At 31.2% G+C, this 14,384-nt stretch carries 14 protein-coding genes; 11 read left to right on the top strand and 3 right to left on the bottom strand.

Annotation, left to right across the window (positions count from 1 at the left end):
* The 3 genes from N508_RS06585 to N508_RS06575 are packed head-to-tail and all read right to left on the bottom strand — an operon-like array spanning nt 1 to nt 2,707.
* Complete coding sequence (locus N508_RS06585) at nt 1-978, bottom strand: glycosyltransferase family 9 protein (RefSeq protein ID WP_023275611.1); 978 nt, start codon at nt 976-978, stop codon at nt 1-3.
* 3 nt (nt 979-981) lie between these two features.
* Nucleotides 982-2,040 (bottom strand): lipopolysaccharide heptosyltransferase II, encoded by a 1,059-nt coding sequence (gene waaF / locus N508_RS06580; RefSeq protein WP_023275610.1) that lies wholly within the window; start codon nt 2,038-2,040, stop codon nt 982-984.
* The gene (locus N508_RS06575) at nt 2,027-2,707 is read right to left on the bottom strand and encodes an RluA family pseudouridine synthase (protein WP_023275609.1); all 681 of its coding nucleotides are present in this window, start codon (nt 2,705-2,707) and stop codon (nt 2,027-2,029) included. Before N508_RS06575 ends, waaF begins: the two co-directional genes overlap by 14 nt.
* Nucleotides 2,708-2,920: 213 nt before the next feature.
* Here N508_RS06575 and N508_RS06570 point away from each other — a divergent pair, with 213 nt between their 5' ends.
* From N508_RS06570 to N508_RS06520, 11 genes are all read left to right on the top strand, one after another.
* A complete protein-coding gene (locus N508_RS06570) occupies nt 2,921-3,322 on the top strand; it encodes a hypothetical protein (RefSeq protein WP_251930593.1) in 402 nt (133 codons plus the stop codon).
* Between the two features lie 203 nt (nt 3,323-3,525).
* Nucleotides 3,526-4,461, top strand: coding sequence for a hypothetical protein (locus N508_RS06565; protein ID WP_023275607.1), 936 nt, complete (start codon nt 3,526-3,528; stop codon nt 4,459-4,461).
* A gap of 517 nt (nt 4,462-4,978) precedes the next feature.
* A complete protein-coding gene (gene hflX / locus N508_RS06560) occupies nt 4,979-6,439 on the top strand; it encodes a GTPase HflX (protein WP_023275606.1) in 1,461 nt (486 codons plus the stop codon).
* Entirely contained in the window at nt 6,432-6,788 is a 357-nt protein-coding gene (locus N508_RS06555; RefSeq protein WP_023275605.1) for a hypothetical protein, read from the top strand. Before hflX ends, N508_RS06555 begins: the two co-directional genes overlap by 8 nt.
* Nucleotides 6,789-6,804: 16 nt before the next feature.
* A complete protein-coding gene (locus N508_RS06550) occupies nt 6,805-7,293 on the top strand; it encodes a hypothetical protein (RefSeq protein WP_023275604.1) in 489 nt (162 codons plus the stop codon).
* A gap of 66 nt (nt 7,294-7,359) precedes the next feature.
* Nucleotides 7,360-7,605: an FmdB family zinc ribbon protein gene (locus N508_RS06545; protein ID WP_023275603.1), complete on the top strand. Its 246-nt coding sequence runs from the start codon at nt 7,360-7,362 to the stop codon at nt 7,603-7,605.
* A gap of 379 nt (nt 7,606-7,984) precedes the next feature.
* Entirely contained in the window at nt 7,985-8,566 is a 582-nt protein-coding gene (locus N508_RS06540; protein ID WP_023275602.1) for a D-sedoheptulose-7-phosphate isomerase, read from the top strand.
* Nucleotides 8,567-8,568: 2 nt separating this feature from the next.
* Nucleotides 8,569-11,886 (top strand): transcription-repair coupling factor, encoded by a 3,318-nt coding sequence (gene mfd / locus N508_RS06535; RefSeq protein ID WP_023275601.1) that lies wholly within the window; start codon nt 8,569-8,571, stop codon nt 11,884-11,886.
* Between the two features lie 15 nt (nt 11,887-11,901).
* A complete protein-coding gene (locus N508_RS06530; protein ID WP_023275600.1) occupies nt 11,902-12,888 on the top strand; it encodes a peptidylprolyl isomerase in 987 nt (328 codons plus the stop codon).
* A complete protein-coding gene (locus N508_RS06525) occupies nt 12,797-13,753 on the top strand; it encodes a SurA N-terminal domain-containing protein (RefSeq protein WP_040636534.1) in 957 nt (318 codons plus the stop codon). The genes N508_RS06530 and N508_RS06525 overlap by 92 nt, the downstream gene beginning before the upstream one ends.
* A complete protein-coding gene (locus tag N508_RS06520) occupies nt 13,753-14,025 on the top strand; it encodes an RNA-binding S4 domain-containing protein (protein WP_023275598.1) in 273 nt (90 codons plus the stop codon). Before N508_RS06525 ends, N508_RS06520 begins: the two co-directional genes overlap by 1 nt.
* Nucleotides 14,026-14,384: the final 359 nt, after the last annotated feature.

Below are 14,384 nucleotides of genomic sequence, written 5' to 3'. Positions count from 1 at the left end.
TTAATCCTGCATTTTTGGATTATTACTAAGTATATTATTAACATGATACCGCACTTCTTCTACACCAATATCAAGCATACACTTAAAATGTTTTTTATAACAGCAGCTGCTGCCATGAATATGGCATGGTCTGCATTTTAAGCCAACATATTCTATAACTTTTGTATTTTTAAATGGTGGATAAAATCCAAGTTCTTTTGTAGTAGGTCCAAATATTGCAATTGTAGGGATATTTAAAGCTGTAGCTATATGCAATGGCCCTGAATCTGTTGTAATAAATACATCAGCCTGAGCAATAAACTCTATTAAGGCAGAAAGAGAAACTTTACCAGTTTTATCATCTGCACAGGCTGGTATATTCATCTCACCATTGCCAATATATATAACATTTAAACCATCATCAGAAAGCATACATCCAAGTTCAGCAAAAAAAGGCCATTCTTTTGTAGCTTTTGAAGCAAAAGGGTGGATAACTGCATTTTTTAATGAATTATTTTTTTCAATATTAGGAAAAGGCAGATAAGGTCTCAGCAGTTCAATATCAGGCATATCCAGTTTAAAAGCTTTCATAAATGGCTTAAAATATTTTATAACAGTATGTTCCTGTAGTTTAGAGCGGCACAATCTTTTTTTTACATAAAGTCTTCTTCCAAGAGAATTTTTATCATATACATAGCTTTTGCAGGAAGAAATAAACCTTACAAAAGCAGAGCGAATATTATTATGCAAATCAAAAACTGCATCATAATTAGGCATAGTAGATACTGTTTCATTTAAATCAATTAAAGAAGCCCCTTTTTTGATAGTATATATATTCCTAATATATGGATAATCCTGCAATACACCTGCAAAGTGGAAATATGTAAGCAAATCTATTGCAATATCTTCTGCAATGTTTTCTTTTACATATTTTAAAACACCTGTCAGCAGAACAATATCGCCAAGGGAAGAAAACCTTACAATTAAAATTTCTTTCATACATTAACCCTGCTGTAAAATAGAAAGAGCAGCGATTAAAACTCTTTCAGGCTCAATATCTTTCATACATTTAAAATGACCTTTTGGGCATGTATTGCCACCATGTTTTCCACATGGTCTGCAGTTAATATCATTATTTTCAACTACAATACTTTTTTCATCATATGGAAAAAAACCAAGTGATTTAACAGTAGGTCCAAATACTGCAACTGCTGGTGTACCTGCTGCAATAGCTATATGCATTGCTCCACTGTCATTAGATAAAAGCAAATCAACTGCTGAAAGAATAGCAGGAAGCTCTTTTAAAGATGTTTTATATGCAAAATCAAAGTAAGGATATTTGAAAAGTGAAGCAAATTCATCAAGGCTTTCTTTATCATCTTTTCCGCCAAATAATGCTACAGCATAACCTTTATTATATAAATCTTCTGCCACATTAACAAAATATTCTACAGGGTATCTTTTAGTTGACCATACACTGCCCGGAGCAATACCAATAACTTTTCTATCAGGTGCAGAAACGGCAAAATAAGAAAGTGCATTTTCTTTTAAATGCTTATCAATATAAGCAGTAAGTGGTCCGCCAATTTTTTTAGCATCTTCTAAAGAGAAATCATCACATAATGCACTTAATATCATAAGATTTCTTTCTACTTCGCAAAGTTCCTGCTTTTTCTCAACCCGTTTATTAAAAAGATAGCTCATAACAGCAGAAGAAAAACCAACAATGTATGTATTTTTTACCATAGAAAATAAAGTAGAGGAGCGAAGTGACAAGTGTAAATCAATAATTAAATCAAACTGATAGTTTGAAATAATCTTTACAAATTTTAAAAGTCCGCCAAACCCTTTATGCGTATTACGCTTATCAAAAATAATAACTTCATTAATAAATGGAATATTATAAAAAAGGTCAGCATGTTCTGGGCGAATGCAGAAAGATATTTTTGCTTTAGGATAAAGCACATGCAGTGCTCTAATTAATGGTGTAGTAATTATAGTATCCCCTAAAAAAGCAGGGTTAAATACAAGTATATTTTTAAATTGATTATTTGCTTTCATAGTTATATTGATACACACTTTTTTCTGATAATTCAAGCATATTAATATATTGAAGCATAAAATTTGTGATATTTGATGTAAAGCTGATATATTTTTCGTTTGCTGGATTTAAAAAGCCCATATAAAAGCACTGTAAAGTAAGCCTTTTATCATCTACTTTTTTATTATAAAGAAAATCTTGATAAAGTGGAGCTTTTAATGCTTTAATATGCACTCTTATCTGGTGAGTTCTGCCAGTTTTAGGACTGGCAAGTATCAATGCACCTTTATCATTTGATGAAAGATTATAAAAAGAAGTAACTGCCTTTTTACCGCTTTTAAAATTAATAGAGTATTTTCCATGGTTTGATTTAGCAATTGGAAGCATTAAAGATTGGGGAACTATTTTATTTTCAGTAACAGCTATATAATACTTTGTAACAGAAGATTTTTCAAACTGCAATGATATATGCCTGTGAGCAGTTTTATTTCTTGCAAATATCATTAAACCGCCGGTGCCTGCATCAAGACGGTGAGTAACATATACTTCACCATAATCATGCCTTAAAATATCTATTAACGGTGTAACAGTATTCTTCCTGTCTGGTATAACATATATGCCGTGATTTTTCTGCACTGCTAATATATTTTTATCTTTATATATTTCAATATAGCTGTATTCATTCATAGTGAAGTTATAATAAAAGAGTATAAATGTGTCAATATCTATTAGCTGAAATAACACTTAAATAATAACATTTGGCAGTGAATTTGCTAGAATTAAGATATAGTCACTATATACTAGGAAAATATTCCACTTTTTATTAAGGAGATTGTTATACAGATAAATAATAATTACACTAATACACAGATATTGCAAAGTAATTATAAAAATAATACATTGCCATTTGCAGATATATCTGCCAAATACCAAACAGAAATGGATAAAGTAGATATTACATCAAAAGAAACTATACAAGTAGAAACAGTCAATAAATCAGATTACAGCGATGAAGAAATATCAGAATTTTTAAAAGATAAACCATATACAGCATTTAGTTATAATTACTACAATAAATATGCTAAAGAACAACAAGCTAAAGAATATATATACAGTATTATGGATACATATTATAATTCAATTGATGTATATGATAATCCTATTGAAAGAAGAAGAGAAATGGATTTATATGCATATAAAAATGATATTACAGAAGATGATATATATAATATATTAGGAAATGAAACTGCACTTAATATTGGGCAACTTTTAGATACTTTAATAAAAAACTACCTTCTGTAAGTCAAGAAACAGCAAATATTGGAATTAGTATTTATATAGATTATATACCAAGAGAGTTTAATAGACTAGGATATGATGCTTCTGCAATGTTTCAAGATAGAAAAGTAGATGAAAATGGAGAAATAATGATATTACCTAAAGATAGTGACAAGTGACTTACAAAAGAAGAATTTATAAAAATTTATCCAGACTATAAAATATTTATGTCATTAGAACTTGGAACACAAGTTAATTCAGAATATCCATCAGAAATTCAGCTTGCATATAATAAGAGTGAAGAAATATTTAAAAAATATGTAGAAAAATTTATATCAGAATTAAGTGAAGAAGAAAAACAACTGTTAAGAGAATATGATATTTTTTCAGCCCCAGTGTTACAGGTAGCGGGAATAAAGGGAATAGAACAGTTTACAAAAGATATAGATGATATAAAAGCAGCTAGTGTAAATAAGTGGAGTGGGTTAAATACTATCAAAAAAGAATTTATTCAACTGGCTGAAGAAGTCAAGTTAACTTTTGCAAAAGGAATGTCAAGAAGTGAGCTAAAAGAAGGAGATATTCCATCACAACAAAGACCATATGCAATAATACCATTTTATTCTAATTTTGAACGAGATGCAAAATTAATTAAAGAATTAGGGTTAAGTGATTATATAAAAATAGATACCAGTAATATGGATTTGGAAAAAGGCACAATAAATGGTTACAGATTTGATATGGATTTTATAAATGAATATAGTGAATGTTTTTATAATCCAGAAGGAGATATACCATATATGCAAAGCTTATTCTATACTCATGAAGAATATGATAAATTGTTAACCCAATATGGCACAGCTAAAAATATAGAGAAAGCATATTTATATGCAATGGATAATAATTTATCACTTGATATATTAGCCAATGATTATACATTAGCCATAGGAGTAGAAGCGGGGGCAGGAATACATAAAGAATTACACAGTAATTTAAATGGCAGAGATGATTTTTTAGAATCATTATTCAGTGAGAAAAATAAAGATGAAATAAATACATACACAAATATAACAATAAATATTGAGCTTGATTTAAAAAGTAAATATTTATCTCTGTTAAGCAAAAACGATAATATAAATACTTTATTAGAAGACATTATATAAAAATATTATAAACATCTCTATCAATACCAATTAATAAGTATCAAATTATGCGGGCATTTTAAGCCCGCAATTTTTATACTTAACATTGTTAAAACAAACAGCCTGCAAAATATCTTGAAAAGAGAACTCATAAGCAGTTCTATTGCAAAGCAAATAAAATGACACAGTGTATTTTTTCAATAAAATAAATAATATATGTATATATTTTCTTGAAAAGACATTTTATATTTATATATTAAATAGATATAAAAAATGGCGAATATTATAATAATTATCCTTGAAAAAATTATATGAAACCTGTATATATATGAAAAAATAAAAGGATATTAAAATTTTATACGGCAGTTTAGAGGGAATTTCCCAAAAAATAATAAAACAGATAGAAAAGCTTGAAAATAAAAAAAGTCAAGGCACAGATATTATTTCCATTGACCTTTTAAAGCAGTTATGTACTTATTCTTATGAAACAGGCAGGCAGTTAGGGCTTTTAATAAACAGAGCAGGCGGCATTGAATATGTGTTAGCAGGAAGTTATGACAGCATAATGATTCCTGTTCTTTCAAGGTTTAAATTAGTTTCTGGCAGGCTTAGAGGGCTGAGATTAATCCATACTCACCCAAAAGGTGACAAATTAGACCATGACGATATGGCAGATTTAGCACTTTTAAGGCTAGACAGTGTTACTGCATGCACTATGAATAATAAAGGCTATCCATTGTTTTTAGATACTGCATATATTTTGCCGCCAGAAAATGATGCATCACAGAGTGAGTTTGGATATTTAGAAGACAGCGACCCATATAATCAAAAAACAGATTATCCGCTTTTTATTGAAGCATTAGATGATGAAATACAGCGTAAAACTAAACAGATGCATATATCTAAAGATGGAGAGTATGCAGTCTTAACAGGTGTGTTTAAAAGCAAAGAAGAGTGTGATATAAATTTAGATGAGCTTGAAGAGCTTGTAAGAAGTGCAGGTGTAAATATAATAGCACGGGTTCCGCAGGTAAAAAAAGAAATCCATCCAAAATATGTGGCAGGACCGGGAAAACTTAGAGAAGCAGTTATTAAAGCACTAATGACAGGTGCAGAATATATTATTTTTGATAACAGTTTATCGCCATCTCAGTCAAGAGCAGTTTCAGAATTTACTGAACTAAAAATATTAGATAGAACTCAGCTTATACTTGATATTTTTGCAAGGCGTGCAAAAAGTAATGAAGGTAAAATACGAGTGGAACTTGCACAGCTTAAATATATTCTTCCGCGTCTTGGTGCAAAAGATGATTCTTTATCAAGGTTAACAGGTGGTATTGGCGGCAGAGGTCCTGGAGAAACAAAACTTGAAATAGATAAACGGCGGATAAATGACAGGATTGCTTTTTTAAACGACAAACTTAAAAAGGCAGAGCAGGCACGGGACATACAAAGAGCAAGAAGAGAAAAAAATTCTATACCTGTTGTATCTATTATAGGCTACACTAATGCAGGAAAATCCACATTGCTAAACAGCCTTACTAAATCAGATGTTTATGCAGATAATCTGCTTTTTGCAACTCTTGACACTTCCAGCAAAAGAATAAGGTTTCCAAAAGAAAGAGATGTTATAGTAACTGATACAGTTGGATTTATAAGGGATTTGCCTGCCAACTTAGCTGGTGCATTTAAGTCAACATTAGAAGAGCTGCATAATGCTGATATGTTTCTGCATGTGGTGGATATCAGCGACAAGCACTTTAAAAAACATATAAAATCAGTGGAAAAAGTGCTGGAAGAAATGGATTTGCAGGAAAAAGAAAGAATAATTGTGTTTAATAAAATAGATAAATTAATTGATGAAAAATTAGATGAAATAAGAAAAGAATACAGCGATGCAGTATATATCAGTGCATTTAAGCGGGCATCATTTGATGATATGCTCAATAAAATAGGCTATTATTTTTTTAAAGAGGGTATTGAGGGCTTTAATGATTAAGGCAGAAAATATATTGCAAAACAGACTGGAATATTTTAAAAATAAAGATTATGAAAAAATATTCAATATATACAGTCATAATAGTGAGTTCCGCAGTTATTTTGAAAGCAGTGATAAATATGGAGAATATTTTAATAATCTGGTTGAAATGTTTATACCTGAATCTATTGAAATTTATAAAGTTTTATATAATAATGAAAGTGCAGAAATTTTGTTTTTAGAAAAAATTAGAGATTTAAAAGAAAATAAACTTGTATACTGCTATTCAAAATCATATTTTGTGTTAGAAGAAGGCAGTTGGAAAATATTAAAAGAAATAAGAGAAAGCACATTAAATAAAGGAATTTAAAAAAAGGGGTATCCAAATGGTTAAAGTATTTACAGCATTATTATTTGTATGTTTGCTGCCACTCAGCATATATGCACAGGCACAAAACAGCAGGCATGAGCAGAAAGAGGCAGCATCAAACAATAAAAGTAAAGAATTTTTAGGTATATTTTTTATAGAAACATACCCTGTAACAGGCTGTGAAATAATTAAAATAAGACCATCTGTTATACGCTCCACTACAGAATTTCGTGCACCAGAAAGAGAAGAATTTAATAATGACAGAAATTTCAGTAAAGTAATGCATAAATATCAAGGTGATTTAATAGATGAAGCTAAAAGTATAGCAGAAAAAGAAGGCTATAATGCCATTATAGGCAGTAAATTTTTAGTCAACACTCACTATCAGGGTGCTGCAAATCTTGGAGCAGTTGACGGCAATATTGGCTATGGTGTTGGTTCTATTACATATATTGGGCATCCAGTTTATATTGTTTGTGAAGATTTAGCAGGGGCAACAGAATAAAAACTATTGCAATAATTTTATAAAGTAATAAATTAATTTTTTAATAAATAATCAGTGAGGTAACTTATGCCAATATATGAATATCACTGCACAACATGCGGTAAAGATTTTGAAAAAATGCAAAGTATTAATAATGACGAAAGAGCTATAGAATGTGTTTACTGCGGCAGACAGGCAGAGAGAAAAGTTTCTGTTACATCATACCATTTAACAGGCAGCGGTTTTTATAATACAGATAAAAAAGCAGCTGCTCCGTCATGCTGCCCAGCTGGTTCATGCTGTGCTGGCGGAGCATGTAATATAGAGAAATAATATTTACAGCCTGATATAGTTGGAAAAATATATTTTACTATTAGTTTGAAATATTAATATTTATCAAAATATTACTTTGTGAGATTTGCGACAGTAAGACAGCTGTATATTTTATTCCATTGAACCTGCCTAAAAATACAGCTTATTATAGTTATGTTATACTGAGCTAAAGGCGAAGTATCTAAAAAACAAGATATTTAAATATACTATGCACTTTTGCAATATATAATAATTATAAATTTTTCGTCTTTAAAATCAGGCTCAAAACAACTGAAATATAAAATTTTTGGATAAGTTAAAGTATCTTTACATTATAATATATAAATCCTTGCTATTTTATAAAATATCTATTATTTTATAATGTATCTAAGGAGATATTATGAAAAAATATATTGAAGATATGTTTGATGAGGCAATAAAAGCACATAAAGAGTTTGCATTAGACCATGCAGGCATCATAGAAGAGATAGCAAAAACAATAGCAGAGTGTTTTGAAAATGGAAATAAACTGCTTATTTTTGGCAATGGTGGCTCAGCAGCAGACGCACAGCATATTGCAGCAGAATTTGCAAGCCGTTTTGTAATGGAAAGACCGCCGCTTGCAGCTGTTGCACTTACTACGGATACTTCTCTTTTAACAGCAGTTGGCAATGATTATTCCTTTGATGAAGTATTTGAAAAACAGGTATCAGCCCTTGCAAACTCAGGGGATGTGGTATGGGGAATATCTACAAGCGGTAATTCTGAAAATGTAATCAGAGGCTTAAAAAGAGCCATCAAATGCGAAGCAAAAACGATAGGGTTTGCAGGCAAAGATGGCGGTAAAATGCCGGGTCTTTGTGATAAAATTCTTATAGTAGACCACCAGTCAACAGCAAGAATACAGGAAATACATATTATGAGTGCCCATATTATATGCGGTCTTATAGATGAAATAATGTTTGGCAGGTTTTCAGGTTAGGAATGTCTAACTATTTTGAATATCATAATGCATGGGGAGCATCAGCATCTTTTTACGCATGTTGTAAAAAGAAGAAAGGTGTTCCCTTAGTTATTTTTCTGCCTGAAAATAAGTCTGTAATGGAAAGTGTTAAAAATGAATTAGAGCTGTTCTCTGATTTAAAAATATTAGACTATCCATCTTATACACAAAACCCTTTTGAAGAAGCAAGACCACTTACTTCCATAATGGCAGCAAGAAGCAGAACTCTTTATAATATAATTAATGAAAAAGATTATATTCTGCTTTTATCTCCATATTCTATGCTTAAAAAAATACCTTTTAAAAATGAATTTTTAGAAAGCATAATTACATTAGAAAAAAATAAGGAATATCCCATGCAGAAGCTTGAAAGGGAGCTTGATAAACTTGGGTATATCCATGTTGAATTTGTAACAGATGCGGGTGAATATACATTCCGCGGCGGTATAGCAGATATTTTTGCGGCAGGATATATTGACCCTGTCCGCATAGAGTATTTTGATGATGAGATAGAAAGTATTTTTATATATAATAAAGACAGTCAGACAAGGAAAAAAGAAATAACAGGTATAAAAATACTGCCAGTATCAGATTTACTTATTACAACAGAAGAATTCAAAGCACAACTAAAAGATGGAGAGTTAAAAGAAAAGGCGGAAAGTTTTGGCAAATTTGCAGGCTTCCACTGGCTTGTGCCATATATTAATAAAGAGCAGTCAGATATTTTTGAATATTTAGACAAATATGACACTGTATGTTTTATGAGTAATATACAGAACAGCATATATGGATATTATGACATAATAGAGTCATCTGTGCAGAATGCTATCCAGAAAGAAAGTTTTATTACAGCAAAAGAAGCAGTAGAAAAATTAAGAAGAAATGATATTTATATAATATCAGAGATAACAGACAGTGTTGAAAGTGTGCCGTTAACTTTTGCAAGTTCAAAGACACGCTTCTCATTTGAGAAAAAAAACTTATACCAGTCCATGACAAATGCTGCTGAAACTTTGCTTGCACTTTTAAAAGAAAATATGAAAATAGTATTTTCTGTAGAAAGTGAAAAGTTTGCAGGCATATTTAAAGATTTTCTTAGAGATTATGATATTTTCCCAAAAGAAATAAAAAAACTTTCAGAAATAGAAAAAGCATCTATTTCTTTATATAGAAAGCATATTTCTGGCGGCTTTATTGATAAAGATAGTGGTTATGCAGTTATTTCTGATATGGATATATTTGGCTTTACAAAAAGAAAGCCAAAGCCTAAGAAGAAAGACGCATTTAACACTAAACTTTCAGATTTGGAAGAAGGCGACTATGTTGTTCATGTAAACCATGGTATAGGCATATATCAGGGTATAAAACATATAGCTATTGCAGGCAGTGAAGGTGATTTTTTATCAATTATGTATGAAGGGGATGACCTGCTTTATGTTCCACTTCATTCAATAGGTCAGCTGCAGAAATATATAGGTATGCAGAACCAGCAGCCAAAACTAAACAGTTTAAAAAGTTCTGCATGGCAGAAGCTGAAAAAGCATGCAAAGGAAAGTGCAAAACATATTGCAGAAGATTTGCTCCGTTTGTATGCAGAAAGAAAGGCAAGGAAAGGTTATGCTTTTATTGATGACGGCTCTTTAATAGAAATATTTGAGAGAAATTTTGAATATACAGAAACAGAAGACCAGCTTTCTGCTATATATGATGTTTATAATGATATGGAAAGCGAAACACCAATGGAAAGGCTTGTATGCGGTGATGTTGGGTTTGGAAAAACAGAAGTTGCAATGCGTGCAGCATGTAAAGCTATTGCATGCAGCAAACAGGTTGCCGTGCTTGTGCCTACTACTATACTTGCAAGGCAGCATTACGAAACATTTATAGAAAGATTTAAAGGGCTGCCTGTAAATATTGAGTTTGTATCGCGGTTTAGAACAGACAGGCATACAAAAGAGATTTTTAATAAAATTTCAGACGGTGCAGTTGATATATTAATAGGCACTCACAAGATTTTATCAAAAGATTTATCATTTAAAGATTTGGGGCTTTTAATAATAGATGAAGAGCAGCGGTTTGGAGTAAGCCATAAGGAAAAAATTGCATCAATTAAAAGAAATGTAGATACATTAACATTAAGTGCTACACCAATACCAAGAACACTGCAGCTTTCATTATCAGGCATAAGAGATATGAGTATTATAGAAACACCACCTGAAAACAGGCTGCCTGTTGTAGTTAAAGTTATTAAAGGACTATCTGAAAGGATAAAAGCCATAAAAACAGAGCTTGAAAGAGGCGGACAGGTTTTTTTTCTGCATAACAGAGTGCAGGATATAGAGGAAGCTGCTATTGAGATAAAACGAGAGCTGCCACTTGCAAGAGTTGACTATGCCCACGGGCAGATGGATGCAAAGACAATGGAAAAAATCCTTTCATCTTTTTACAGTGGGGAAATAGATGTGCTTGTTGCAACAACGATTATTGAAAATGGCATTAATATTCCCAATGTAAATACTATTATAATAAATAATGCAGCCCGTTTTGGACTTTCTCAGCTTTATCAGTTAAAGGGTAGAGTTGGCAGAAGCAGCAGGCGTGGTTATTGTTATTTAGCAGTGGATGATTTTGCAAGATTAAACAGTATAGCACAAAAAAGACTTTCTATTATTCAGCAGTTATCTGATTTAGGCAGCGGATTTAAAATAGCTATGTATGATTTACAATTAAGAGGTGCTGGCAATATTTTAGGTGCGGAGCAGTCAGGTTTTGTGGTTAGAGTGGGCTATGAGCTGTATGTTGCAATGATAGAAGAGGCAGTGCAGGAAATGAAAGGGGAGTATACAAATATTGCAGATACAGAGATAAACTCTAATATTGCATATTTTATACCAGCAGATTATATAGAAAATCCACGAATAAGATTTGATTTTTATAGACGGTTTGCAGATATTTATGATATTAATAGTATGGGTGAGCTTTTAAAGGAAATAGAGGCAGGTTATGGGGAGCTTCCTGAAGAAGTTTTAAATCTTTCCTTAATTATGCTTATTAAAAATTTTGCAAGTATGCTTGGTGCAGAAAAACTTATGCTTTCAAAATCTGGAGCGTCAAAAGTAACTTTTGCAAAAGAAACAAAATTAAATCCTGCATTAATTGTAAAATGCAGTCAGGACAGGAAGATATTATATAGATTTATTTCAGAGTATGAGCTTTCACTGGTGGCAGATACACAAGAACCATTGAAATTAACAGCAGATTTTTTTCAGGATTTATATACACTTTCAAGGGCAGATTAGAGAAAAGGAGAGTATATGAAAAAGTTTAGTATTTTGGCAATATTATTACTGTTTTTTACAACAGGGTGCAGTTTTTTTGAAAAGGAAAAAAATGCAGAAAATATTGATGCCAAAAAAGATAACAGAACTGCTTATGTAGTTATAAATGGTAAGACATTATATACGGATGATTTTTTCAAATTTGCAGGTGTTGTGCTAAAAGAAATGAATGAAAGTGATTTCAAAAATCAGGAAGTAAAAAATTATCTTGTTAAAAATTTTATAGAGCATAATTTACTTCTTCAAGAAGCACAGCGTCGTAATATTAAAGTAGATGAAAAGAAGATAAGTGCAGTTACAGAAAGTTTTTTGTCAGAGGCAGGCACTCAGGATTTAAAAGTATATTCAGGCTCTTATGATACTGATGCGAAAGCCTTGTCAGAAATATTAAGAGAAAAATTTATGGTAGAAACACTTATTTCTGATATGATAAACAGCAATATAGATATAAAAGAAGATGAAATAAAAAAGGAATATATAGATAATTACAGCCAAAAAGAGCCGTCTAAAAAAGCACATATTTTTCAAATTTTTACAACTGATAAACAAGTGGCAGAAAAAGCAATGGCAGAGTTAACAAGAGGGCTTGCTTTTAATGAAGTAGCAGTTCGCTATTCTGAAGGTCCAGAGAAAGAAGACGGTGGCGATTTAGGTTTTATTATAGATACAGATTATCCAGAAATCTTTGGTGAAGCCTTTAAATTAAAGCCCGGCAAAATAAGTGATATAGTAAAAAGTGAGTATGGTTATCATATATTTTTAGTAAAAGAATACAGCAGGTCTAAAAAAATAGATTATGATGATGTAAAAACACAAATACATTTTTCTCTTTATAATAAAGAGCAGGATAAAAAAATAGAGGAATTAATTAATGAACTTTACAAAAATGCAGATATTAAATATCTTACTGATATTAATCTTAATGATGCTTCCTTATCAGTTAAAAGCGGAAGTAATAGGTAAGATAGAAGCCCATGTCGGCAATAAAATAATAACTTCTTACGATATTGAGGGGCTTGACCCAGCCACATATAAAAAGCTTCTTTCTATACCTGATGAAGAAACAAGAAACATACAGCTTGAACAGTATAAATCTCAGGTGCTTAATTTTCTTATAGAAGCAGTTATTATGGAGACAGCTGCAGAAAGGGAAGGCATAAAAGTAACAGATGCAGAGATTGACAGGGCTGTCAGTGAGATTGCTGCAAATAATAAAGTAAGTTTAGAGCAGTTTGAAAAAATGATAGCTGATGAAGGGTTGAGTTTAACTCAATACCGCTATCAGATTAAGGGACAGATAATTCAAGCAAGAATACGCAGTCAGATATTTATGCCGCAGGTAGTTATTACAGAAGAAGATATATATAATATGGTAGATGAAAAGGGAGATGAATACAGTCTTAAAGATAAGTATAAAACAAAGTTAATAACTGTTCAGTCAAAGCCTGAAATAAATAAAATTATAAAGAATATAAAACAGGGTGCAGATTTTAGTGATGAGGCAGTTAAAAACTCTCTTGATGTAAGTGCTGCAGATGGTGGAAATATTGGCTGGGTAGATGTAACCTATGTGCCTATTGAAATGGAGAAAGCACTGGAAAAAGCACAAAAAGGCGGCTTAACTGAGCCATTTAAATACAATAATTTATGGGCAGTGTGCTATGTTGATGATTTTATGAGTAAATATACAATGGATAATGAAACAGAGAGCAAAATAAGGGAAGCCATAGGGGAAGCTCTTTTTGCAAAATCTGTTACAGAATGGCTGCAAAAGCATAAAGAAACCATTATTGTATTAAAAGCATCTGACAGATTTAAGGTAAAATAATGAGACTTGATAAATTTTTAAAAACAGCTCAGCTTATAAAGCGGAGAACAGTTGCAAACGAAGCAGCTGATGAAGGGTTTATAAAAGTAAATGGCAGAGATTCTAAACCTGCATTACAGCTAAAATCTGGAGATATTATTGAGATAGATATGTGGAATTATTATAAAAAAATAGAAGTCATAATGGTGCCTGAAAAAAATACTATTCCTAAAAAAGATATAGATAAGTATATAAGAGTGCTGGAATATAAGGCAAAAGATATTGAGTTTTAAAGATTATTTATAGACAAGTGAACTTGCATAAAAATATAATGCACTAAAACTGCCCGCTAATGCATGTTTTAAAAAATTTAAGGATAAAATTTTTAATAGAAGTGTATATAGGCATATAAAAGGATTTTAAGCCACAGGAAGTGGCTTCTTTAGTAAGCATTAAGGGCTTTTGCCCGCTAATGCGTGTTTTAAAAATTTTAAGGATAAAATTTTTAATAGAAGTGTATATAGACATATAAAAGCATTTTAAGCCACAGGAAGTGGCTTCTTTAGTGAGCATTAAGGGCTTTGCCCGCTAATGCGTGGTTTAAAAATTTTAAGGATAAAATTTTTAATAGAAGTGTATATAGACATATAAA

The sequence above is a fragment of the Mucispirillum schaedleri ASF457 genome, assembly GCF_000487995.2.
GTDB classification, from domain to species: domain Bacteria; phylum Chrysiogenota; class Deferribacteres; order Deferribacterales; family Mucispirillaceae; genus Mucispirillum; species Mucispirillum schaedleri.
Note: the sequence above shows the minus strand (reverse complement) of the source record. Positions and strands in the feature narration are given on the sequence as shown.